Genomic DNA, 24,270 nt, shown 5'->3' with positions numbered 1-24,270 from the left:
CGGTCGCTTTCGACAATTCAACTTTCCTGCTTTTTGACATGCACCTCTCCGGCAGCCTTGCTCAGGCTGTCGGATTTTTGCTCTTTTTCCTGGATTGATTACGTCGGCAAAAGCTGTTCGCCGAACCGCTTGATCAGCCATTGCCCAGCCGGACCGGGCGGCGAGTCGGTTCGATAAATCGCATCGAAGGCGTAGGTGCCGCCTTTACAGTCGGGCATATCCAGTTCGACCAGGCGTCCTTCGTCCAGGTCAGACTGAACCATGGGCACCGGCATATTCCCCCATCCGATGCCCTCTTTGAGAAGCATGTGTTTGGCGCCCAGATCCGCCAGTCGCCAAGTGCGAGTGCTCACAACGGCAAAGTCCTTGTCACCCGTAAGCGTTGAACGATCCGATAGCACCAATTGAACAAACTCTCTGGCAGCGCCAGGGGATTTGGAACACTCGGTTGCAAGCGGGTGTGCAGGCGCGGCGACCGGTATCAATTGAACACTGCCCACGCCGATGCGCTCGATGCCGTCCAGGCCAATGTCCAGCGGACCGCTGATGCCGACTCCAGCTTTCTTCTCCATCACCAGTTGGGTCACTGCCCCCAAGGCTTCCATGTGCAAGTGCAGAGTGACTGTGGGAAATTCTTCCCTGAAGGTCCTCAACGCATCGACTACTCGCTCGGCAGGGAGCATTACATCGAGCGCGAGGTGAACTTCTGCTTCAAGCCCATGCAGCAAACCGGAGACTTTTGCGCGCAGCCCATTTACGCCGTTGGTAATAGTGCGTGCTTCAGCCAGGACCGTTCGACCTGCCTCCGTCAGTTGCGGTTTGCGCGTGGTTTTGCGGTCAAACAGTGAAACCCCGAGCTGCATCTCCAGATTGGAAATGGAGTAACTCACCACCGATGTCGCGCGATGCAGTTTTCTGGCCGCAGCGGCAAAACTGCCCACTTCTACAACCGTCAGAAATACTTTCAGTTGATCAAGCGTTGGTGTTCCTGGATCGGAGATCATTTCTACTGTCTCGAACGTTTGGGGAGTACTTGTCCTGATTTTGCAGACAGCAGCATATACGCAAGATTGAGCACTTGATCGGCTCTAACAATCAATTGACCGGTTTGTTTCTTCGGCAAGCCATTCGCTGCGCGTGATCTCCCACACCTCCACAGGCATCGGCCCCGACACAAACTGGCCGTCCCGTCTGTCAACCATCCGCATGCCTTCATCTTCGGAAATCTTGCGCGAAGCGTGGTTGGCGGCGGCCTTGGGCACCTGCATCAATGGGCGCATCAAAGTTTCAAACCAGTAGGCATTGATCACCTTGCAGGCCTCGCGCATGTAGCCGTTGCCCTGAAACTGAGGGGCGAGCCAGAAGCCTCGATGGTTACCCGGTTGATCAAACAGGCTGATACTGCCGATGCAGCTTTCGGGCTGAACGCGGGTGCGGATCATCCAGTGCCATTCCTTCGCGGCGGCCATCGCGGGCAGCGCGACATCGCGGACGTAAACAAGCGCGCCGTCGTCCGGATACGGCCACGGAACGCGGCTGTCGAGATAGCGCACGACCTCCCATTGCGGAAACAATTGTTGCACCGCCGCTGCATCGCTCAGTTGCAGCGGCGTGAGGATCAAGCGGCGGGTGTAAAGCGTGGGGATGCAATCCATGGCAATCAATCCTTGCGAGCAGTGGCGGGCAGCACCGGTACTCTCTCAAACGAGCAGTTCAAGTGTCGAGCGACCTGTGCGCGGTCTCACTCAAGCAGTTCGATCAACTCCCCACCGTCCTCTTTCAACCGCTGCAAAAACACCTGCGCCTCCAGCAACTGATACGGAAAATACAGACCCGGCTTCACGGATGGCTGCCCAACCAGCCGCTCCAGCAACATGGCCACACTGAGCCCGGTCAACGCCGCTGCGCCTGATCGGTGAACCACGGCGTGGCGGGTGCGCAATGGCTGGCCATCGTGATCCGTGCCTTCAAGTTCGATGAGTATTTCCGTCGACATCGGCTGGCCCTGACGCCGGGTCGAGCTGACGCCGCTGGCGAGGTTGAACTCGACGTTCGGGGCGTCGGTGGCGGCGGCCAGGCCTGTCACGTCGATGGAGGAGAAGCCGGCGCCCTGCATGATTGTGCCGTCGACGGCGCGGAAGCTGACCTTGGCATCGTCGCCTTCACGCCAGATGAATTTGCCGTCACGGCGTGTCAGCGCGGCGGGCAGCATTTTGTTCAGGTGCTCGAAATCGACGGCGACGGTCGGGCCGCCGCCGTCCTGTTCGTCGACCAGTGCATGAATGCGGATGTCGTGCACGCGGGCGAAGGCTTTGGCGAGGTGCAGCGTTGCCACGGTGGTGGCGCCGACCATCCATTCGTAGCCGAGGACAATGGGAGACGCGTCGGGCGAGTGGATGAAACTGGCGATCTGCGGGGCGATTTCGAACACGCCGGAAGAGATGCTCAAGTGCGGCACCTTGCGCTTTTGCGCAAAGCGCAGCCCGGCGAGGGCATGGTCCATGTAGAACAAGGCGATGGCGCTGACCGGGCGATCACCCAGCCCCAGATCATCTGCGCGAGCATCGATGACCACACCCTGGGCATTGCCGATTTGCTCGGCGGTTTGCTCAGCCTTGGCGAGGTCGCGTCCGCCGATCAGCAAGGGGACGTCGGGATGCGCTGCGCGCAATGCGCGAGCCGTCTGGTGGCCGATGGCGCCGGAGCCGCCCATGAACAGAATGGGATGAAGTGGCATGAATCCTCCTCATTTTTCCTGGATTGAAACGTGCTTGGGCTACACACCCTAGCACGCACTTTCCAGTTCGCCGGTGCGCTTGGCCTGCGCACCGACGAACGACCACTTGAGGAATCAGCCCAGATGATGCCGCTGTGCAAGGCGATAGACATCGGTGTCGAGGCCTTCGAAACGGGCCTTCAACTGCAACGCCAGATACAGCGAATAGTGCCGTGACTGATGCAGGTTGCCGCCGTGGAACCAGAGGTTCTGCTGCTGGGTCGGCTTCCACATGTTGCGCAGTTCACCTTCATACGGGCCGGGGTCGTTGGTGGTGCCGGAACCCAGGCCCCAGCAGCGTCCGACCTTGTCGGCGACTTGCTGAGAAATCAGCTTCGCGGCCCAGCCGTTCATCGAGCCATAACCCGTCGCATAAACGATGAGATCGGCCGGCAAGCGGCTGCCATCGGTGAGCACCACCGCATCCGCTTCGATGCGTTCGACACCGAGGCCCGGCGCGCTCTTGAGCTTGATCGTGCCGTTGGCGATCAGTTCCGAGGCGCCGACGTCGATGTAGTAACCCGAGCCACGGCGTACGTATTTCATGAACAAACCCGATTCATCGTCGCCGAAATCGAGCATGAAACCCGCCCGGCTCAAGCGTTCATAGAAGTCCTTGTCGCGCTCCTTGATCGCGTCGAAGATCGGCCGATGAAACTGTGGCATGACCTTGTACGGAATCGAGGCGAACAGCAGGTCGGCCTTATCCGTGGTCAGACCCGACTCGAGCGCCTCTTCGGAATAAAGCCCGCCGAAAACCAGTTCCATCAGGCTGTCTGAACGCACGATGTGCGTGCTCGAACGTTGCACCATGGTCACCTCGGCGCCGTTTTCCACCAGATCGGCGCAGATGTCGTGGGCTGAATTGTTCGCGCCGATGACCACTGCGCGCTTGCCTTTCCACGCATCGCCGCCGGGGTGACGGCTGGAGTGATGTTGCTGGCCCTGAAAGTTTTCGGCGCCTGGATACACCGGCACATTCGGTACGCCAGACATGCCGGTGGCGAGGATCAGTTGCGTCGGTTGCAGGGTGACGGGCTCGCCGTTGCGCAGGACCTCCACGGTCCAGCGGCCAGTCTCTTCGTCAAACGTAGCGCCGAGGCATTCAGTGCGCGGCCAGTAGTTGAGTTCCATGACCTTGGTGTACATCTCCAGCCAGTCGCCGATCTGGTCTTTCGGGGTGAACACCGGCCAGTGGTCGGGGAAGGGCAGGTAGGGCATGTGGTCGTACCAGACCGGGTCGTGCAGGCACAGTGACTTGTAGCGGCCGCGCCATTGATCGCCGGGGCGTTCGGCTTTGTCGATGATCAGCGTAGGTACGCCCATGCGTTTGAGCCTTGCGCCGAGGCCGAGCCCGCCCTGACCGCCGCCGACGATCAGGCAGTACGGTTGCGTGGTAATGCCCAGCGCCGCTTCTTCATCGCGGCGGCGCTCCAGCCAGTTGCGCTTGTCAGCGTGGGCATGGCCGTGGCTCGCGCCCATCGGCCGGCGGCGGCCGCTGGGTTCTTCGAAGCCCTTGAGTTCGCGCATGGTGGTCAACAAAGTCCAGCACAGACCGTCCTTCAGGCGCACGTAGCCTTTGCCACGCGCGGTGTCGGTTTCCAGACTCATCCAGCCTTCGAGCACGCCGTCGCTAAGCGTGGCTTCACCTTCGAGTTGCCAGCGTTCGGGCCGGTTCTGCTCAAGGCGTGTTTCGAGCATGTCGTGAATCGCCGGTTTGCCTTCCAGGGTGACGAGGTTCCAGCTGAACAGCAGCAAGTCACGCCAGTGGCATTCTTCGGCAAACAGCTCCAGCGTGCCGTCCACATCTCGTTGCGCCAGACGTTCGCCGAGGCGTTCGACCCAGGCCGCAAGTTGCGCTGTTGGCGATTGCAAAGGGGTTTCAATAGCGATGTTCATGGGGCCACTCCCGATCTTGTTGTTTTGGTAAGCCATGGCATCAGAGCAAGGCTTGGGCCATCTCATTGAAAGGCGCGGGCCAGAGCGTTTGATGCAAAGGCCGACAAGGCTTGGCGCAGGCGACATGTCACAAATTCGAGAATCGCGGATGACACTGTGTCACTCGGCGCGAAATTCCCCCGCAACGAGCTTTTCATCTAAGCTGCGGACACACCCGTGTCTTCACCGAAGCGGAGAATAACAACAATGAAACCGGCCTCGATCAACGCCCACGCGCGCCAGGTACTGCAAGCCGTGCAGGGCTCTGTTGACAGCCACAGCGCGGCGGCAGACCTGGCGATCACCCGTTCGTGGCGGCGTTGCCTGGATCAATACCAGCTCGATCCGGCCAGCCGCCGCGCGCCGGATGTGCTCGAACAGGCGCGTTTGCGCGAACACCGTGCGCCGCTGGAACACATCATTTCCGTTGCGCACTGGCAGATGAACAGCCTGCACCAGCAACTGGGACGTGACGGCCATGTCGTGCTGCTCACCGATGCGCGCGGCGTGGCGATCGACAGCGTGTTCAACGAAGCCGAACGCGGCGAGTTCCAGCGCTCCGGGCTGTGGCTCGGCTCGGTCTGGAGCGAGGAGCATGAGGGGACCAACGGTGTCGGCACCTGCCTGGTCGAGCGCCAGCACGTGACCATTCGCCGCGACGAGCATTTCCGTGGCCAGCACGTCGGCCTGACCTGTTCGGCCAGCCCGATATTCGACGCCAGCGGTGGGTTGCTCGCGGTGCTCAACCTTTCCTCCGTGCGCGAGGAAAGCAGCCTTGAGCAACGCTTCAAGGCCATGGCCCTGACCAATCTGTCGGCCAGGTTGATCGAGAGCTGTTTTTTCCTTGGCCACGATCCGCAGCGCTATTTGCTGCGGTTTCATCCCGATGCCGGGTTTGTCGGGCTGCTGGGTGAAGGCCTGCTCAGCTTCGACGAGAGTGCGCGGATCTGTTCGGTGAATGCGGCGGCGCTGGATCTGTTGGGCCTGAGCCGCGAGCAGATGGTCGGGCAGTCGTTGACCATGTTGCTGGAAACGCCGATGGAGCAGTTGCTCGATCAGGCCACTGCTCAGGCGCACGTCTGCTGGCCGATGCGCCTGGCCGACGGGCGCTTGTTCTACGGCCAGTTGCGCGAACCGATCCGCTCCGCGCCGTTGACCCTTGCGCCTGTCCCGCCAATCAAGGATGAGCGCGTATGCCTGGAAGACCCGCGCCTGCAACGCGGATTCGCCCGCGCACTCCGTGTACTGGAGCGCGACGTGCCGGTGTTTCTGCAAGGTGAAACCGGCACCGGCAAGGAGGCCTTTGCGGCAGCGCTGCATCGCGCCAGCTCGCGCGCCGGCCAGCCGTTTGTCGCGATCAACTGCGCGGCGATCCCCGAGACGCTGATTGAAAGCGAGCTGTTCGGCTATCGCGGCGGCAGCTTCACCGGCGCGCGCAAGGACGGCATGGTCGGCAAGCTTGAGCAGGCCCATGGCGGCATTCTGTTTCTCGACGAAATCGGCGACATGCCCCTCGCGCTACAGACCCGTCTGCTGCGCGTACTCGAAGAGCGCCAGGTTGTGCCGCTGGGCAGCGCAACGCCGCGACCGCTTGATGTACGCCTGATCAGCGCCAGTCACCAGAATCTGCCAGCCTGCGTGGCCGACGGACGTCTGCGCGAGGACCTGTTCTATCGCATTGGCGGTTTCGCTGTGGAACTGCCGCCGCTGCGCGAGCGTTCCGACAAGGGCCGTCTGCTCGACCTGCTGCTGCGCGAAGAAGCGGCGGGCGCCATTGTGCGGCTGCAAGCGGGAGTTCGAGAGCGCTTGCTGGCGCAGCCCTGGCCGGGCAACGTCCGGCAACTGCGCACCTGTTTGCGGACGTTGGTGGCGTTGGCAGTGGAAGGCCGGGTCACGCTGGAGGACGCGCACGAGTTACTGCCCGCAAGTGACGACCAACCTGTTGACGATCCACTGGGCGTATCCGAACGGCAAACTCTGCTCAGCATGATCGAAGCTGAACACTGGCATGTCGCGCGAGTTGCCCGTCGTCTGGGGATTAGCCGCAATACCCTGTACCGCAAGCTTCGTCAGCATGGAATCACTCGACCTGGTTGAAGACAATCGCGATCATTTGCGTTCATTCGCTGTTGATTGCGCGTATTGCCGGGAAATCGCTTGGATCCAATCATTAACTCACTATATCGCATGCCGACAAGCGGTAGGCTGAGCCTATTGCTAGAAGTGATGGCGCAATGACATATTGCAGCACCTTTCCTCACTTCAAGATGTACCGAAAATGCGCCCTCTCAAGTCACTTGTTGCAGCGTCGTTGCTGCTCAGCGGGTGCAATGGAATGCCAGTCGCTTTTGTTCAGGATCCTGTTTTAGACCAAGCCTTTGTCGTTCACTCCGGCGCGCCTTTGCCTTACGTGCTGATGGGTTCGGCTGTGCAATGGAATGAAGACTTCGCCGTGACGGTGAAGCACATTCCTTACTTGTCGGGCACGGTTTTTCAGGGGCAGGCAGACGTGCAGTTCTTCCGTCACAAGGCCAATAGCGTGCCGGCGTGGCGCGGCTACAAGCCGGGCGAGGAGCTGACTTCGGTGGGGTTCAATTCGCTGTACATGTCGGTCAAGGGCACCGGCCAGGCGCTGCCGGCCATGGTTCGCCTCGACGTCAAAGAGGGCAACGTGCTCTACGGCACCCATAATGGCGCGCTGGCCAAAGGCATGTCCGGAGGGCCGGTGTTTTCCGCCGATGGCAAAGTGGTTGGCATCAACGTGGCGTTTCTCACCCGTGACGACGTCAGCCGCCTCAAGCGCAAGGACCTGCTCGATCAACCGCGCGTGAGCATTTTCCTGCCCTACGCGGAGATCAATCGCGAGTGGTCGCGCTATCAGGCCAGCATCACTCCAACGACGCCACCAGCGACCAAACTGGCCAGCCGCTGATCAGCGTTCGCGCAACGCTTCGCGGGCGCGGTTGAGTGGTTTGATCAGGTAGTCGAGCACGGTTTTTTCGCCGGTACGGATGTCCACCGTGGCGATCATCCCGGGCACGATGGCGAAGCGTTTGCCGGCCTTGTTGCGCAGTTCATCCGACGCGGTACGGATGAACACGCGGTAATAGAAGATTTCCGGCTTGGCTTCGTCCTGGATGGTGTCCGGCGAGATCGTCACCACTTCGCCGTCGAGGCTGCCGTAGATCGAATAGTCATAGGCGGTGATTTTCACTTTCGCCGCCTGGCCCGGGTGAATGAAGGCGATGTCGCGCGGCGAGATGCGCGTCTCGATCAGCAGTTGTTCATCGAGCGGCACGATCTGCATGACCTGGCCGTTGGGCGCAATGACGCCGCCAATCGTGCTGACCTCGATGTCCTTGACGATGCCGCGCACCGGCGAGCGCAGGGTCAGGCGCGATAGTGAATCGGTGCGACCACGGATCACCGCTTCGAGCATCTGCGCTTCGGCGTTGGCTTTGGCCAGGTCTTCGCGGGCGCGAACCATGTAATCGGAGCGGGCTTCGGTGGCCTTCAATTCCAGCTCCGAGCGCTGACGGGTCAGGCGCAGCACTTCGACCCGGCTCGAGGCGCCGATCTTCGCCAGGTTTTCAGTGATCGCCAGTTCGCTGCGCACCAGTTTCAGCGAGCTCTGAATACCGTCGAGGGTTTCCGCCAGACCTTTGCGCCGGGTCTGGTAGAGCTCGGTTTCGGCGCGGATCAGATCGGGAAACTCCTGCAGCGATGCGTCGAAGGTCAGGGGCTTTTCGCTGACTTCGGCCTGCAAGCGGTTGACGCTGGCCAGCGCCGCGCGGTACTTGGCCGCGCTTTCGCCGACGTTGGACTGGTTCTTCACCGGGTCCAATTGCGCGAGGATCTGCCCGCGCTCGACCAAAGCACCTTCGCTGACATTGAGCTGTTCGAGAATGCCGCCCTCCATCGACTGGATCACCTGCTCGCGCGAGCTCGGCACCACTTTGCCGGTGCCGGTCGAGACCTCGACGATCTCGAACCACGCGGCCCAGGCAATGAAGCAGGCGAGCATCAGCGCGCAACCCCAGATCACCTTTGCGCCACCGGCAAGAGCGCGCTCATCGCGGCCGTCGAGGTAGGACATCGGGTCAGGCACATCGGTCATCATCGGCTTCATACCGCCACTCCTTTGCCCGGTGCGCGCAGCCGCGCGAGGGCCGCATCGCGATGGTCGTCGATGACGATACGTCCGTTGTCGAGAACGATGATCCGCTCGACCAGTTGCAACACACTGACCCGATGCGTGGCGACCACCAGCGTTCGGCCCTGGGTCCAGGTCGCGAGTTTTTCCAGCAGCAGACGCTCGGTGACGTCATCGAGCGCGGCCGTCGGTTCGTCGAGCAACAGCACTTGTGGCTGACGGATCAACAAGCGCGACAGCAACAGGCTTTGACGCTGACCTCCGGACAAACCCAGGCCGCCCTCAAGCACCAGGTGATCCATGCCTTTGGGCAGCTGACGGACGAAATCCAGCGCGCCAGTGACAGTCAGCGCGGCGATGATTTCCTGATCGCTGGCCTGCCCGGCGCCGAGGGTGATGTTGTCGCGCAAGGTGCCGTGAAACAGTCGCGCCTGTTGCGACAGCAGGCCGACATCGCGGCGCAGGTCGGCCGGATCCAGATGTGCCAGGGCGATGCCGTCCAGGGTGGTTTCACCGCTGCTCAGATCCATCGCGCCGCCCAGCGCTTGCAGCAACGTCGACTTGCCGGCGCCGTTGCGGCCGAGCAGGGCGATGCGCTCGCCGGGGCGGATGCTCAGATCGATGTTGTTGAGCGCCGGGGTCGATTCCTCGCTGTAGCGAAAACTGGCCTGACGCAGGCGGTAGTCGCCGCGAATCGCCGGCAGGTGCACGCGCTGACTGCCTTCAGGATGATCCACCGGCATCTGCATGATCCGGTTCAAGCCTTCGAGCGCGACCTTGGCCTGCTGCCATCGGGTGAGCACGTGGGTCAGTTGCGCCATCGGCCCCATCATCCGCGACGACAGAATCGACGCCGCGACCAGACTGCCGGTGGTCAGGTCGCCGGCAATCACCATCGGCGCGCCGAACACAATTACCACCGCAAACACTCCGCCTTGTACGTTCTGCGTCCACGCCACCAGGCTGTTGGTCAGGGTGCGCAGGCGCAGGCTGCTGTCTGCGGAGGCGGCGTTGTACTGGTTCCACTGTTGCTGGAAACGCTGCTCGGCCTGCAATGCCTTGATGTCGTCGAGGCCCTGAATACTTTCCACCAGCATGGCGTTGCGCAGCGCCGCTTCACGCATCGACGCATTGGCCAGTCGCGCCAGACGCGGTTGCGCGATGATCCCGGGCAGCAACATGAACACCAGCGCCACCAGTGGAATCAGCACCAGTGGCCCGCCGATCAAATAGAACACCAGCAGGAACAGCAGGAAAAACGGCATGTCCGCCAGTGCCGTGGCAGTGCTGGAGGTGATCAGATCGCGGATCTGCTCCAGCTCGCGCAACTGCGATATGAACGAACCGGTGGATTTCGGCCGCGCCGAATTACGCAGACGCAAAGCGTGGCCAAAGACCAGATCGGAGACGCGCAAGTCGGCGCGTTTGCCCAGCACATCGGTGATGCGCAGACGCAGAATGCGCATGACGAAATCGAACAGCAGCGCCAGCATCACCCCGCCGAACAACACGTACAGGGTCGGCAGCGACTCGGCCGGAATCACCCGGTCGTACACCTGCATGGAAAACAGTACCCCGGCCATGCCCAGCAGGTTGGCCACCAGCGAGGCGATCATCACTTGGCTGTAAGGGCGCAGATCGGTGAGGACGATGCGCCGGAACCAGTGCTCGTCGTAGGGCTTGATGTAATCGTTGGTGCGCACGTCGGCCACCGGTTGCGTCGGACGCAGAATCACCGTGCGCAATGCCTGCTCGGCGAGCGCGCCAGCCTCCATGCGACTCTGCAAACCCTGGTCGCCACTGAAGCAGATGCCCAGCTCGCCGGTTTCGCCGAGGCTTTCGAGCACGCCGACCTGACCATCACGCAGTTGCACCACCAGCGGCGTGCGCCAGCGGCTCAGGCTCTTGTTGTCGAATACCGCGAATTTCACGCTCAAACCGGCCTGACGCGCCATGTGCCGAACCACTTCTTCGACGCGGCCTTCGCTGTGCACCGAGGCCAGACGCACGCTTTCCGGCGAGACGTCGAGGCGATAGTGGCGGGCGACCTTCAGCACGGCTTCCAGCCACGGCGAATAATCTTCGCGAGCTTCGGCAGCAGCGGGTTCGGGAACAGTAATGCTGGCATCGGTCATGGCAGGATCTCGACATTCTGGATGGCGCTGTGGTCGATGCCGAAGACCCGGCGAATCGCACCGCTGTTGTAGAAGCAGTCGATCTGCAGGCGTTGCAGATCAGCCTGGGTGTTGACCAGATCGAAGCGCGACTGATGGATTTCCTGCTCGGCGTTGAGCAGGTCGAGCAGCGGCCGCGTGCCCAGTTCCAGGTACTGGCGGCCATACAACATGCGCGCCTCGGTGATGCTGGTCTGGCGAAATTCCAGCGAGCGCAGCCGCCGGTTCAGGCCCGAAGTTTGCGCCTGGGCTTCGGCCAGGCCCTGGCGCGCTTGCAGACGGGCGAAGTCTTCGGCCGAATCCGCTGCGGTCAGCGCATGCCCGGCGGCGCGGCTGCGCGCACTGATCGCGCCGCCCTGATAGATCGGCACTTCGAGGTTGAGGAATATCCCGACCTGAGTGCGATCGGCGCGCGAGTTCTGATCGTCGTAGTGGTCGTCCAGGTATTGGTTGACCGACGGTTGCAGCGACAGGGTCGGGTAGGCCTCGGCTTTGGCCTGGGCCAGCTCGGCCTGGGCCTGAGTGCGTTGCGCGGCGGCCTGGAGGACGGCGGGCAGGGTGTCGGAGATCTGCGAGGCGTCGCAGGCCTGGGTTAGCGTAGGCGCGGCGGCGTCGCTGACCGCCGGCGGCGTGCGCCGTCCGAGCAGACTGGTCAGGGTCGCTTGCCAGCGTGCGTATTGCGCCTTGAATTCCTGCAACGTCGCCGTCGCGCCTTCGGACCGGGACTGCGCCTGGACCATATCGGAACGGGTGCTGGCGCCCATGTCGCTGCGCTGTTTGGCCAGATCGACGATGCCACCGATGCCCTGAATCTGCTCGCGCGCAACCTTGAGCAGACGCTGATAACGCTGCACCTCGATGTAGGCCCTGGCGGTGTCGCGGGCGATGTCGTCGATCGCCAGCAGAATCCCCGCCTGACTGCGCGCCACTCGGGCGCGGGCGGCGTCGACCGAACTGGAAACCTTGCCGAAGTCATACAGCATCTGCTTGAGGGAGATGTTCACCGACTGGCTGCCGGCATCGCTGCCGTAACCGCTGGTGTAGCCACCCTTGATGCCGCCGGTGACTTGCGGGTAATAGCCGGATTCGGCGACGTTGACCCCTTCGCCTTGCTGGAACAGGGTGCCGATGGCTTCGCCGATGCGTGGGTGCCAGTCCACGGCGAGCCTGACCGCTTGTTCCAGCCCCAACGCGTCCGCATCGGCGGACGCTTTCAGAGCAGGGGTAGGGCGCTGACGGCTTTCATTGCCTGCCGGTTGTTGCAGTTGCGACGGGCTGATGCTGCGCAAGCTGCTGTCGATGTTGTCGTCGGCGCGAACGCCGACGGTGAAAGCGGGGTAGAGGCCGATGGTCAAGAGGACCACCGGCCATTTCTGGCGAAAAACTGACTCCACAGACTTCCCTTACTGTTGAGAGACCAACGTTTGATGTCTTGTTTCAAACCACTTGAATGCCGTTCTGTACCCACAAGTGGTGGCTCGGATCCTCCTGTGCCGTGTATTGAACATAGTCGATGCCGTCGGCCTGTTGCGTGCCATCGGCGACCCAGCCATCGGTCATGTGCACGCTGTCCCTGTCGTCACCCTTGATCAGCAGGGTGTTGTTGTCCGAGGACGTGATCGCCAGCAGATCGCTGAGATTCAGTGTCAGCGCAACCGCACTGGAATGGTTGAGATCGAGGATCTCGACGTTGTGGATCTTGCTCTGCAGATCGCCGAGGTTGATCGACACGTCGCCACCGGCCCAGAGCAGGGTGTCGGTGCCGCTGCCGCCGTCCACCGAGGTGAACTGCTGATCGGCGATGATCAGCGTGTCGTCGCCACCGCCACCTTGCAGGGTCACGGCGCCACCGTGCGAGCCGTCGAGGGTGTCGTTGCCCTCGGTGCCCTGGATCAGGTCACTGCCAGTGGCATGGGCGAGACCGAGGTCATCGCTGGCCAGTGCCGAGAACGCGGTGCTGGCGAATGCGCCGGCATTGTTCAGGTCGATGGTCAGCGTCGCAGTATCCACGGTGCCGTTGGGGTGGGTGAGTTGGTAAGTGAAGGTGTCTTCCTGGCCGATCACCGCATCGGTCAGGCCGGCCTTGAGCGTGTAGGTGTAGTTGCCGTTGGCCTGGACCACCAGGGTGCCGTAGTTACCGACCAGCGAGACGCCGTTGTAACCCGGCGCAACGTAACTGCCGGCGACCAGCACGCTGAGCAAGGTGTAGACCGAGCCCAACACATCGGCGCCGCCGCCAGCGGTGTCGGTGAGCAGATTGCCCGATACCGGCGTGTAGCTGCCGACCACGAACTGATTGTTGTAGGTCGCGACGTTGATCAGGCTGGTGTTGACGCTGGTCAGCAGTCCGAGGCCGCCCACTGCCACCCGCACCTGATAACTGCCGGCGGTCTGGTCGTCGAACTTGATCCCGTAGTTGCCGCCGCCGAGATTGACCAAGGCGTTGCCGCCGTAACTCTTGACCAGCACGTACTGGTTGGTCGCCGTGTTGAGCTTATACAGGCCCACCGTCATCGAACCGAGCAGCGCCAACAGGTTGCTCGAATTGACCACCACGGTCAGGTCACTGACGGTATCGGCCGCGACCACCGTGTTGTAGTTACCGCTGCCGCCGCCCAGCAGCACATTGAACGTGCCGAGGGCTGAGTTGGTGGTGACTTCGCGGTTGATCAGGGTGACGTCAGTCGAGGCGATGTCCGCTGTGGCATCAACCACCAGTGCCGGGCTGCCAAGGTTGGCGTCATTCCACACTTCGCTGGCTTGCGGGCTGTCGATGCGCACGTACAGATTGGCGGTGTCGCTCAAGCCGTTCGGGTGCACCAGTTGGTAATTGAACACGTCGACTTTGCCGACGCTGCCGACACTGCCGTTCGGTTTGTAGCTGTAGTTGCCGTTGGCGTCGATGGTCAGCGTGCCGTACAACCCTTGCACCGTGGTGCCGGCCCCAGCGCTGACCCAGGCGCCGTTCTTGAAGATCTGCAACTGCGCGCCGTTGTCAGGGCCGGTCTGATCGACCGTGCCATCGACACCGACGTTAGTGATGACGTTGCCGGTCACCGCTGGCCCGGCAATGCCGTTGAACTGGGTCAGGCTGCTGACATCCAGTTGCAGCTGGGTATTGACCGTGGTCAGCACGCCGATGCCGGTGCTCGAAACCGTCAGTCGATAATCGCCTGACAGCAGGTTACCGATGTCGACCCGCACACCCTGGCCGGCCAAGGCAATCAGGTCGAGCAGACCGCCACTGCCGTTGACATCCAGAGTCACCCAGTTACCGCTGGCATCCTTGACTTGCAGGGTGTAGACCACGCCATCGATCAGCGAAATCAGGCTGCTGGTGGTCAGCGTCAGGGTCGGATCAAGACGCGTGCCGCCCGCCACGGTGAAGGTGAAGGTTTTCGAGAACCCGGCCAGCAGCGTAGTGAACGAGTCGTTGAAGGTCTGCGACGCGGTGACCGGAGCCAGGGTGACGGTGCCGACGGCGAGGTTATCGCTGGCGACCACTGGCGCGTTGACGTCGACGTCCGGCGCAATGACGTTGGCGGCCACCGAAACGTTGCCGCGTGCGTCGCTGAGGTTGATGGTGAGGTTTTCGCCGTTGATCTGCGCACTGCTCAGGGTGACGTTAAACACGCCGAGGTTGTTGACCGTGCCGGTGCCGAGAATAGTGCCGCTGGCCGACTTGATGGTCACGGTTGCGCCGGCTTCGCCGGTACCGGTGACGGTCAGGCCATCGGCACCGACCAGCAGCGCCGTGGCGGCAGCGGGTGGTGTCAGGTCTGGCGCCGTCGCAGTCGCCGCAGCCGATACGTTGCCGCTCGGATCGGCCTGGGTGACGCTGAGCACCTGGCTGTTGATCTGCGCCGATGCCAGTACTACCGAAAAGCTGCCGTTGGCGGCAACGGTCGCGGTGCCGAGCACCACACCGCCGGCGCCGAGTACGCTGATGGTCGAACCGGGCACGCCGACGCCAGTGAGCACGGTGCCGCTGCCATTGACGCTGACGCCGGTCGGCGCGCCGGGTGCGGTAATGTCCGGCGCTGTCAGGCTGGCGTTGGGCGACAGATTGCCGGCCGGGTCGACCAGACGCACGGTCAACAGCTGCCCGTCGAGTTGCGCGGTGTTCAGGTTGAAGCTGAACGTGCCGCCACTGCCTACGGTGGTGGTGCCGATCAGCGCACCGCCCGGGCCGTAGACGTTGACCGTCGCACCGGCTTCGCCCGTACCGCTCAAGGTCAGACCGTTGGCAGCGAGCGTCAGACCGCTGGCTGCGATCGGCGCCTGCACGTCAGGGGCCGTCAGATTGAAGACCTGCGACAGATTGCCCGTCGGGTCGGCCTGTTGGACGTTGAGCTGTTGGCCGTTCAGTTGCGCGCTGGACAGTTGTACGGTGAAGGTGCCGCCAGCATTGACCACAGCGGTGCCGAGGACGGTACCGGCTGCGTTGGTCACGCTGACGGTCGCGCCGGCTTCACCCGTGCCGCTGACCGCCAGGCCAGTACCGTTCAGGCTGACATTGCTCAGCGGCGCTGGCGCGGTGGTATCGGCGACGCTGAGGTTGGTAACCGGCGAAACGTTGCCCGCCGCATCGCTCTGCGTGACGCTCAGTTGCTGGCCGTTGAGTTGCGCCGATGACAAGGTCACCGAGAACGAGCCATTGCCCGCCACCGTCGCCGTGCCCAGCACCGCGCCACCGACACCGCGCACAGTAACGGTGGCGCCGGCTTCACCGAGCCCGCCGAGCACCAGTCCGGCGCCGCTGAGTACCAGCGCCGTCGGAGCGGCCGGGGGAGTGATATCGGGCGCCGTTACGTTAAGCCCGGATGAGGTGTTATTGGACGCATCGGTCTGTGTCGCATTGAGCACCTGACCGTTGACCTGCGGCGTATTGAGCTGTGCGCTGAAGGTGCCATTGGCGCCAACCGTCGCATTGCCCAACACCACGCCGCCAGCGCCGGTGATGGTCACCGACGCGCCGACTTCGCCGCGACCGGTAACCAAAGTGCCGTTGGCGTTGACCGCCAGATCGCTGAGTGGCGCCGGCGCCGAGGTGTCGCCTGCGGTGATTTCAGTCGGCAGCGAGGCGCCACCCAACGCAGTGTTGGCGGTGACTTCCAGGCTTTGGCCGTTGGTTTGCGCAGGCGTCAGCACCACGCTGAACGTGCCATCCCCGCCGGTGACGCCGGTGCCGATCAGGCTGTTGTCCGGCGCGTAGACATTGATGATGGTGCCGATCGCCGCCGTGCCGGTCAGCGTCACGCCGTCGGCTGTCAGCACAAGATTGTCCGGCGCAGCCGGCGCTGGCACTGCCGGAACAGTCAGGTCGGCGTCTGCGGACACGTTAGTCGCGACGTCTGTTTGATTCACTGTCAGCACTTGGCCGGCGGTGATGCCGGGGTCCAGATCGATCAGGAACGTGCCGTTGGCGGTCACTGTGCCGGTGCCGACGATATTGCCTAGCGCATCGGTTACTTCGACACTCGCACCGGCTTCGCCACGACCGGCGAGCTGGCTCAGATCGCCGCTGATGGTCAGACCGGTGACGGCATCCGGAGCCGTGGTATCTGCCGCCGGGTAGAGCAGCACTGGCGATGCGTTCTGCGCTTCGTCCGTCGCGATCACCGACAACAACTGACCGTTGGCCTGGGCCGGATTCAGCGTGACTGTATAGGTGCCGTCGCCCAATGCCACCGCTGTGCCGAGCACGGTGCCGGTGGCGGACAGCACAGTCACGGTGCTGCCGGCTTCGGCGGTCCCGGCGAGCAAGGTGCCGGCGCCGGTCAGCGATGTCACCGTTGGTGCGATCGGTGCAGTGCTGTCCGGCGCGTCGACCAGAACGGGCTCGGACTGGTTGGTTTGTGCGTCGGCCTGCACGACCGACAGTGCGCGGCCATCGAGTTGCGCAGCCGACAACGTGACGCTGAAACTGCCATCTGCCGCCACCGTCGCTGTGCCGAGCACCACCGCGCCGTCAAGCACGGTGACGGTTGCGCCGGGCTCGCCGGTACCGGTGACGGTCAAGCCGTCCTGGCTGACGTTGAGATCGGCCACTTCCAGTGGATCGGTGATATCGCCCGCTTGCACGGGCGCTGTCGGCGATGTGTTGGATGCCAGATCGGTCTGATTGACGCTCAACAACTCACCGTTCACTTGCGGCGGGTTGAGGGTCACGCTGAACGAGCCATTGCCGGTCACGGTTGCCGAGCCCAGTACCGTGCCAGTCGCGCTGAGCACGCGCACCGTGGCGCCGGCTTCACCGGTACCGGTCAGTGTCACGCCGTCGGGCGCGAGAACGAGGTCGGTGGGCGCAGCGGGCAGGGTGATGTCCGGCGCAGTGACGGGCACGATCGGCGAAGGGTTGCCCGCCGCATCACGCTGGATCACCGATAAGGCTTCACCATTTAGCAGCGGCTGGTCGAGCGTCACGCTGAAGCTGCCGTCGGCCTGCACCGTGCCAGTGCCGACGATGGTGCCCACCGCGTTGGTGACGACCACCTGCGAGCCAGCCGCACCGGAGCCGGTGATGAGGCTGCCGCTGGCGTCGATCTCGACATCGGTCAGTGCGGCAGGAGGCGTGCTGTCCGGCGCGGTCAGGGTGCCGGCAGGCGAGGCATTTCCGGCCGCATCCGCCAACACTACGAACAGCGCTTGGCCATTGGTCTGTGTTGGGATCACCGTGACCTCGAAACGACCATCGCTGCCCACGGTGCCGGTGCCCAGTTCGGTGCCATCGGCCGACGTCACGCGGACAATGGCGCCGACTTCGCCGGTACCGGTGAGCAGACCGCCATCGGCATTCAGTTGCAGATCGGCCGGCGTCGCTGGCGGGGTCAGATCCGGTGCGGTGATCGACACAGGGGCGCTGACGTTGCCGGGTGGATCAGCCTGCTGCACGCTGAGAATCTGTTCATTGATCTGCGGCGGATTGAGGGTGACGCTGAAGGTGCCGTCGCCGAGTACCACGCTGGTGCCGAGCAAGGTGCCATTGGCATCGCGCACGGTCACGGTCGCGCCGGGTTCGCCAGTACCGATGACCAACGCGCCGGACGAGTTGATATCGACGTTGTCCAGTGGATCAGGCGGGGTGAAGTCCGGTGTGGTCAGGTTCACTGCCGGCGAGTCGTTGCCCGCTGCGTCGGCCTGGACCACGGTGATCACTTCGGCGTTGGTCAACGCCGGGTTCAGTGGCAGGGTGAACGTACCGGTTGCGCTGACCACGGCGGTGCCAAGCACGTTGCCGTCGCTGTCGATGACGCGCACCTGCGCGCCCGGTTCGCCGCGCCCGGTCAGGCTTGCGCCGTCGCCGCCGATGCTCAGTTGCGAAACGGCCGCTGGCGGTGTGCTGTCGACCGAAGTGAACGGCGTGGCTGCCGAGGTGTTGCCCGCCGCATCTGTCAGCGACACGGTCAGCGCCTGGCCATTGGCTTGCGGCGTGGTCAGGGTGATCGCAAACGTGCCGTCGATGCTCACGGTGCCGGTCCCGACCAGCGCTCCGGCGGCGTTGTACACGTTGACCGTGGTGCCGGCCTCACCGGTACCCGACAGCAAGGTGCCGTCAGTGCTTGCCACCAGCGCCGCCGGCGCATTGGGCGCGAGCAGGTCCGGGGCGATCAGGTTGACGCTGTTGGATTCGTTGCCGGCGGTGTCGGCCTGGCTCAGGCTCAAGGTCTGGCCAGAGGTTTGTGCCGGGCTGAGGGTGACGCTGAACGTGCCGTTGGCCGCCACCACCGCGCTGCCGAGAACCGTTCCGCCGGTGCCGAGCACGGTCACCGTGGCGCCGGCTTCACCGCGCCCGGTCAGGGCCGTGCCGTTCGGTGCCAGGCTCAGTTCGCTGAGCGGCGTTGGCGCCGCGATATCGGCAGCGGTGTAGTCGGTCGGGGATGAATTGATACCGGTGCTCGACGTCGCCACGGCAGACAGTTGTTCGCCGTTGAGTTGCGCGGCGTTGAGGGTGACGCTGAAAGTGCCATTGGCCGCCACCAGCGCGCTGCCGAGCAACACGCCCGAGGCATTGCGAATGCTCACGGTACTGCCGGCGGTGGCCGAGCCGGTCAGGGTCAGACCGTCGGCGCTGAGGGCCAGATTGGTCGGTGCAGTTTCCGCCAGATTGCCCGGCGCAGTCACCGGCGCCGCCGGTCCGGTGTTGCCGGCAGCATCGATCTGCACCACGGAAAGATTCGATCCAGCCACCGCTGCCGGGGACAACGTGACGCTGAAATTGCCATTGCTGGCAACGGTCGCAGTACCCAGCAAAACACCGCCGGCATCGCGAACTTCCACGCTGGCGCCGACCTCGCCGATGCCGGTCAGGGTGGCACCATTGGCGCTCACCGCCAGATCGCTCGCTACCAACGGTGCCGTGCTATCGACGGCATTGACGATTGCCGGGGATGACGGATTGCCTGCCGCATCGGTGGCCGTCACGTTCAGCGACTGGCCGTTGGTTTGCGGGCTGTTGAGGGTAATCTGGAAAGTGCCGTTTGCGGCCGCCGTGGTGGTACCGAGAAGATTGCCCTGGCTGTCGCGTACGGTCACCGTACTGCCGGCCTCGGCGTTACCGGCCAGTTGCACGCCTGCTGCATTCAAGGTCAAGCCGCTCGGGATCGCCGGCGCAGTCAGATCCACCGCAACCACTTCAACCGCCGTCGAGACATTGCCCGGCGGATCTTCCTGAGTGACGGTCAGCACTTCGGCATTCAGTTGTGCTGCGTTGAGGGTGACAGTGAACGCGCCGCCACTGCCGACCTGCGCGGTGCCGAGCAAGGTGCCGTCGGCGCTGCGCACAGACACCGTGGCGCCCGGTTCGCCATGACCAGTGACGGTGACGCCGTCAGCATTCACCGCGACTTGGGTCAGCGCCGCCGGTGGGCTGATGTCGGGTGCGGTGACGCTGGTCGATGGCGAGACGTTGCCGGCAGGGTCGGTCTGGCTGATCGCCAGCGCCTCACCATTGGTCGGTGCTGGCGCCAGGGTCACGCTGAACGAGCCGTCCGCGCCAACCACGGCGCTGCCCAGCAGGGTGCCGTTGGCGGTGGTGACATTGACTGTTGCGCCAGCCTCACCTGTGCCGCTGAGGGTGCTGCCATCGGCGCTGATCAGTGGATTCTGCACAGCGGCCGGCGGGGTGCCGTCGACGGTGATCACGCCAGCGGACGTCGAAGTGTTGCCGTTGGCGTCGGTCAGAGTGACCTGCAGGGTTTCGCCGGTGTTCTGCGCATTGGGCAAAGTGACCTGGAAGTTGCCGCTCTGATCGACCACGCCGGTGGCCAACACGTTACCGGCGGCATCGCGCACGGTCACGGTGCTGCCGGCTTCGCCCTGGCCTTTGACCACGGTGCCGACGTCATTGATCGTAACGCCAGTCGCTGCGGCGGGCGGTTGCAGATCGGTGGCAATGATGCCGGCAGGTTGCGACAGGTTGCCGGCGGCGTCGCTCTGGATCGCGGTAAGCGCCTGGCCATTAAGTTGTGCCGGCGTCAGCGTCAGGCTGAACGTGCCATTGCTGGCGACCAGTGCAGTACCGAGCACGGTACCTGTGGCGTCGGTGACAGTGACCGTCGCCCCGGCCTCTCCGCGTCCAGTGAGTGTCGTGCCGTTGGTGTTCAGCGCCAGATTGGTCACAGCGTCCGGCGCCGTGCCATCGACCGCCGTCACCGTGCCCGGAATCGACACGTCACCGTCGGGACTGGTGGCCGTCACCTGGAGAACTTGCGCGTTGATCTGTTTGCTACTGAGCAACAGGGTGAAGCGGCCGAAGCTGTTGATCAGCCCGGAGCCGAGCACCGTGCCGCTGCTGCTGGTCACCGTCACGGTGCAACCGGGCGTACCGGCGCCGGTCAGGGTGAAACCATCGGCACTCAAGGCCAGATCGGTCGGGGTCGCGACTTGGCTACCGTCCAGTCCTGCCAGCGGCACGACGGGCGAATCATTACCGCCGCCATCCGTGCTGATGACTTCCAGATTGCCGCCAGGCTCGGCCGGTGGACTGAGGGTCACGACGAAGCGGCCATCCGCATCGGCCGTCGCGGTGCCCAGCACAGCGCCACCGCCGGCAATGCTGACGGTGACCGTCGTGCCCGGTTCGGCAAGTCCCGACACTTGCGTACCGGCGGGGTTGAGCGCGAGATCGCTGACCGCTGCCGGCGGGGTGCTGTCCGGCGCGGTGACGCTGCCGGGAAGCGAACTGTTGGCGCCATCCGACACCACGACTTGCAAGGCTTCGCCATTGGTCTGCGCAGTATCGAGGTCGACCGTGAAGGCGCCCGTGCCGTCAGCGGTCGCGGTGCCGATGACGTTGCCGTCGGTATCCAGCACCTGCACCGTGTTATTGGGCTGCGTGGTGCCGGTGACCGTGGCACCCGCCGGATCGATGAGCAGACCGCTCGGTGCAGGTGGGGCGGTGATGTCCGGTGCGGTGACCGGCGTGGCCGGCGAGGGCAGGGCGCTCGCATCGGTCTGGATCACGTTCAGCACCTGACCGTCGAGCTGAGCCGGGCTCAGATTGACGCTGAAATTGCCGTCGCTGGCGACCACCGTAGTGCCAAGCACCGTGCCGTCGGGCGCGCTGACGGTTACGGTGCTGCCCGCTTGCCCGGTGCCGGTCAAGGTCACGCCGTTACTGGCGAGCACGACATTGTCCGGCGCCAGCGGCGCGGTGGTGTCCGTCGCCGTCAATGGTGTGCCGGGGGAAACGTTCACGCCATCCGATTGGCTGACTTGCAGTTGCTGGCCTTCGATCTGCGGGCTGTTCAGCGGCACTGTAAAGGCGCCGCTGCCGTCGACGATCGCGGTACCCAACACATTGCCGGCCGAATCCTTGACCGACACCGTGGCACCGGGCTCGCCGGTGCCACTCAGTTCAGTGCCACCTGCATTCAGCGTCAGATCCGAAGGGGCAGTGGGAGCCTGGATATCCGGCGCTTCAACTGGAACTGCCGGCGAGCCCGACGGCGAGCCATCGGTCTGCACGACGCTGAGGTTCTGGCCGTTGGTTTGTGGCGAGGACAGGGTGACTTCGAACCGGCCGTTGCTGCCGACGACAGCTGTTCCCAGCACGGTCCCATTGGTGTCAGTGACAGTAACGGTGGCGCCGATCTGACCCGCGCCGGAGACCACGGCGCCATTGGCGGAAATGCTTACATCGGTCACGGCAACCGGCGTGGTCAGATCGGGTGCGATCACGTTGACCGGCGCCGAAGGATTGCCGTCCGCGTCGGTCTGGATCACTTGCAGCTGTTGCGCATCGGTCTGTGGTGTGGAAAGTGGAACGGTAAAATTGCCGTCGGCACCCACCGTGCCGGTGCCGATGATATTGCCGGCCGGATCGCGCACGATGACCGAGGCGCCGATTTCGCCTTTGCCGGTCAGCGTCTGTCCCTGGCCATCGAGTGTCAGGTTGGACACCGCCGCCGGGCCTTGGGTGTCAGGCGTTACATAGGTCAATGGGGCGGAGGTGTTGCCAGCGGCGTCGCTGGCACTGATCTGCAACGTTTCACCATTGTTCTGCGGGCTGCTCAATTGCACCGTGAACGTGCCATCCGCAGCGACCACTGCCGAGCCGAGCAGATTGCCGTTGGCGTCGCGCACTGTCACGGTCGAACCGACCTGGCCGCGACCTTTCATCTGCAGGCCATCCACGCTCAGGGCAACGTCGCTCGGCTGGGTCAGTCCGTCGAGATCAATGGCGATAACAGTCGCTGCTGGCGAAGGGTTGCCGGCGGCGTCGGTGACCAGCACGCTCAGCGCCTCACCATCGATTTGCGCGGCGCTCAGTTGCACGGTGAACGAGCCATCGGCTGCGACTAAAGCCGTGCCGAGCAGTGTGCCTTGGGCATTGGTGACGCTGACTGTGCTGCCGGGTTCGCCACGGCCGGTGACCGAGAGGCCATCGCTGCTCACCGTCAGATCCGTAGCAGCGGCGGGGCCGGTGATGTCCGGCGCATTGAAGGTGATGGCCGGCGATTGCGCACCGGCGCTGTTGACTGCCACGACACTGAAGGTTTCACCGTTGGCCTGCGCACGAATCAGCGTCAGCAGGAAAGTACCGTCAGCGGCCACCGCCGCGCGCCCGAGCAATTCGCCGTTGGCGGCACGGACTTCGATCGTGGTGCCGGCCCGGGCGGTGCCGGTCAGTTGGCTGCCGTCGCTGCTCAAACCAAGATTGCCTGGCGTCGTCGGTTCGACGATCTCCGGCGCGCTGACCGTTGCGCCGGTCGAGGTGTTGCCTGCGGCATCGGTGGCATTCACTGTCAGCGGCTGACCGCCGGTTTGCGCGGGGCTGAGGACGACGCTGAAGGTGCCATCGGCCGCAACCACGGCGCTGCCGAGCAGGCTGCCATCGGCGGCGCGCACCTGGATGGTCGAGCCGACTTCACCGGTGCCGCCGAGTTGCGTGCCATCGGCGCTCACAGCGAGGTTGCCAGGCGCAGTGGGCGCGGTGGTATCCGGCGCAGTGACCGTACCCGGCGTCGAAACGTTGCCCGCAGGGTCGGTGAGCGTGACGTCGAGCGGCTGGCCATTGTTCTGTGGCGTACCCAGGTCGACCTGGAAACTGCCGTCGGCGCCAACGGTTCCGGAACCCAAAAGGTTGCCGGCCGCATCGCGTACTTGAACGACACTGCCAGCTTCGCCAAAACCACTCAGCACCCTGCCATCGGCCGACAAGGTTAATCCGGTCGCGGGCGCAGGAGGCGTCGCGTCTCCGCCCCCACCACCACCACCACCACCACCACTTCCGCCGGCAGCGGCCGCCGCACCACCCGCGCCCAACAGGCCAAGCCCGGCAATCGCCCAGGCCGGCGTCGCGCCATCCACCATACCGACGCCAGCGATCAGCTCGTCCAGCGAATTGATTTCGTCAAAGGTAAAGCCATTGAACGGCTCGGCGCTGTAGCGCGCCTGCCACAGCGTCGCGTCGTCACCCTGAAAGACAATGTCATTGGGCACGCCGTCAGGGCTGGTGACAAAGAAATTGGAGATTTTGATTTGCTCGCCAGACTTCAGATTGACGATCAAATCCTGACCGCTGCGACTGGTCGACGCCAATTGATCGGGCCGAACCGGCATTTGTACAACTGAAGGCTGACTGAGCTGAACATTGCCCCAGTTCTGGGCAGTGAGCTGAGAATTGGCTTTGTCGGCAATGACGATGTTGTCCATTACTACTCCCTGTAAATGGGTGGGGCGGACGTCCACGGATGGTTTTAAAACCATAGATAGGGAGTGTCAGA

The 24,270-nt window shown here is 63.7% G+C and carries 10 protein-coding genes; 2 read left to right on the top strand and 8 right to left on the bottom strand.

Annotation, left to right across the window (positions count from 1 at the left end; genetic code table 11):
* Positions 1 to 98 precede the first annotated feature (98 nt).
* The 4 genes from JWU58_RS15625 to JWU58_RS15610 all read right to left on the bottom strand — a co-directional run bounded on the left by JWU58_RS15625 (position 99) and on the right by JWU58_RS15610 (position 4,675).
* Positions 99 to 1,004, bottom strand: coding sequence for a LysR family transcriptional regulator (locus tag JWU58_RS15625; protein ID WP_024012654.1), 906 nt, complete (start codon positions 1,002 to 1,004; stop codon positions 99 to 101).
* An 84-nt stretch (positions 1,005 to 1,088) separates the two neighbouring features.
* The gene (locus JWU58_RS15620; RefSeq protein ID WP_206420480.1) at positions 1,089 to 1,655 is read right to left on the bottom strand and encodes a GNAT family N-acetyltransferase; all 567 of its coding nucleotides are present in this window, start codon (positions 1,653 to 1,655) and stop codon (positions 1,089 to 1,091) included.
* Positions 1,656 to 1,741: 86 nt separating this feature from the next.
* On the bottom strand, positions 1,742 to 2,737 hold the full coding sequence (locus tag JWU58_RS15615) for an NAD(P)-dependent oxidoreductase (RefSeq protein ID WP_206420479.1): 996 nt from the start codon (positions 2,735 to 2,737) through the stop codon (positions 1,742 to 1,744).
* Between the two features lie 114 nt (positions 2,738 to 2,851).
* Positions 2,852 to 4,675 carry an NAD(P)/FAD-dependent oxidoreductase gene (locus JWU58_RS15610; RefSeq protein ID WP_206420478.1) on the bottom strand — a complete coding sequence of 608 codons (1,824 nt, stop codon included), beginning with the start codon at positions 4,673 to 4,675 and terminating at the stop codon, positions 2,852 to 2,854.
* Between the two features lie 246 nt (positions 4,676 to 4,921).
* On the opposite strand from JWU58_RS15610, the gene JWU58_RS15605 reads away from it, so the two are divergent.
* Together JWU58_RS15605 and JWU58_RS15600 are read left to right on the top strand one after the other, a co-directional pair.
* Complete coding sequence (locus JWU58_RS15605; protein ID WP_206420477.1) at positions 4,922 to 6,811, top strand: sigma-54-dependent Fis family transcriptional regulator; 1,890 nt, start codon at positions 4,922 to 4,924, stop codon at positions 6,809 to 6,811.
* 238 nt (positions 6,812 to 7,049) lie between these two features.
* The gene (locus tag JWU58_RS15600; RefSeq protein ID WP_024012659.1) at positions 7,050 to 7,646 is read left to right on the top strand and encodes a trypsin-like peptidase domain-containing protein; all 597 of its coding nucleotides are present in this window, start codon (positions 7,050 to 7,052) and stop codon (positions 7,644 to 7,646) included.
* On the opposite strand, the gene JWU58_RS15595 is transcribed toward JWU58_RS15600, so the two are convergent.
* The 4 genes from JWU58_RS15595 to JWU58_RS15580 are packed head-to-tail and all read right to left on the bottom strand — an operon-like array spanning position 7,647 to position 24,199.
* Positions 7,647 to 8,834, bottom strand: coding sequence for an HlyD family type I secretion periplasmic adaptor subunit (locus JWU58_RS15595; protein WP_370593533.1), 1,188 nt, complete (start codon positions 8,832 to 8,834; stop codon positions 7,647 to 7,649).
* A 5-nt stretch (positions 8,835 to 8,839) separates the two neighbouring features.
* Positions 8,840 to 11,002, bottom strand: a complete 2,163-nt coding sequence (locus JWU58_RS15590; protein WP_206420476.1) for a type I secretion system permease/ATPase — start codon at positions 11,000 to 11,002, stop codon at positions 8,840 to 8,842.
* Positions 10,999 to 12,435 (bottom strand): TolC family outer membrane protein, encoded by a 1,437-nt coding sequence (locus JWU58_RS15585; RefSeq protein ID WP_206420475.1) that lies wholly within the window; start codon positions 12,433 to 12,435, stop codon positions 10,999 to 11,001. Before JWU58_RS15585 ends, JWU58_RS15590 begins: the two co-directional genes overlap by 4 nt.
* A 43-nt stretch (positions 12,436 to 12,478) precedes the next feature.
* Positions 12,479 to 24,199: a BapA/Bap/LapF family large adhesin gene (locus JWU58_RS15580; RefSeq protein WP_206420474.1), complete on the bottom strand. Its 11,721-nt coding sequence runs from the start codon at positions 24,197 to 24,199 to the stop codon at positions 12,479 to 12,481.
* Positions 24,200 to 24,270: the final 71 nt, after the last annotated feature.

This window comes from Pseudomonas atacamensis, assembly GCF_017167965.1.
Taxonomy (GTDB): Bacteria; Pseudomonadota; Gammaproteobacteria; order Pseudomonadales; family Pseudomonadaceae; genus Aquipseudomonas; species Aquipseudomonas atacamensis.
This window is presented reverse-complemented; position numbering and strand designations above follow the sequence as displayed.

Coding starts and splice junctions, on each gene's coding strand:
- JWU58_RS15595 (WP_370593533.1), bottom strand. CDS start 8,834: ATGATGACCGATGTGCCTGACCCGATGTCCTACCTCGACGGCCGCGAT.
- JWU58_RS15600 (WP_024012659.1), top strand. CDS start 7,050: ATGCCAGTCGCTTTTGTTCAGGATCCTGTTTTAGACCAAGCCTTTGTC.
- JWU58_RS15610 (WP_206420478.1), bottom strand. CDS start 4,675: ATGAACATCGCTATTGAAACCCCTTTGCAATCGCCAACAGCGCAACTT.
- JWU58_RS15620 (WP_206420480.1), bottom strand. CDS start 1,655: ATGGATTGCATCCCCACGCTTTACACCCGCCGCTTGATCCTCACGCCG.
- JWU58_RS15625 (WP_024012654.1), bottom strand. CDS start 1,004: ATGATCTCCGATCCAGGAACACCAACGCTTGATCAACTGAAAGTATTT.
- JWU58_RS15590 (WP_206420476.1), bottom strand. CDS start 11,002: ATGACCGATGCCAGCATTACTGTTCCCGAACCCGCTGCTGCCGAAGCT.
- JWU58_RS15605 (WP_206420477.1), top strand. CDS start 4,922: ATGAAACCGGCCTCGATCAACGCCCACGCGCGCCAGGTACTGCAAGCC.
- JWU58_RS15615 (WP_206420479.1), bottom strand. CDS start 2,737: ATGCCACTTCATCCCATTCTGTTCATGGGCGGCTCCGGCGCCATCGGC.
- JWU58_RS15580 (WP_206420474.1), bottom strand. CDS start 24,199: ATGGACAACATCGTCATTGCCGACAAAGCCAATTCTCAGCTCACTGCC.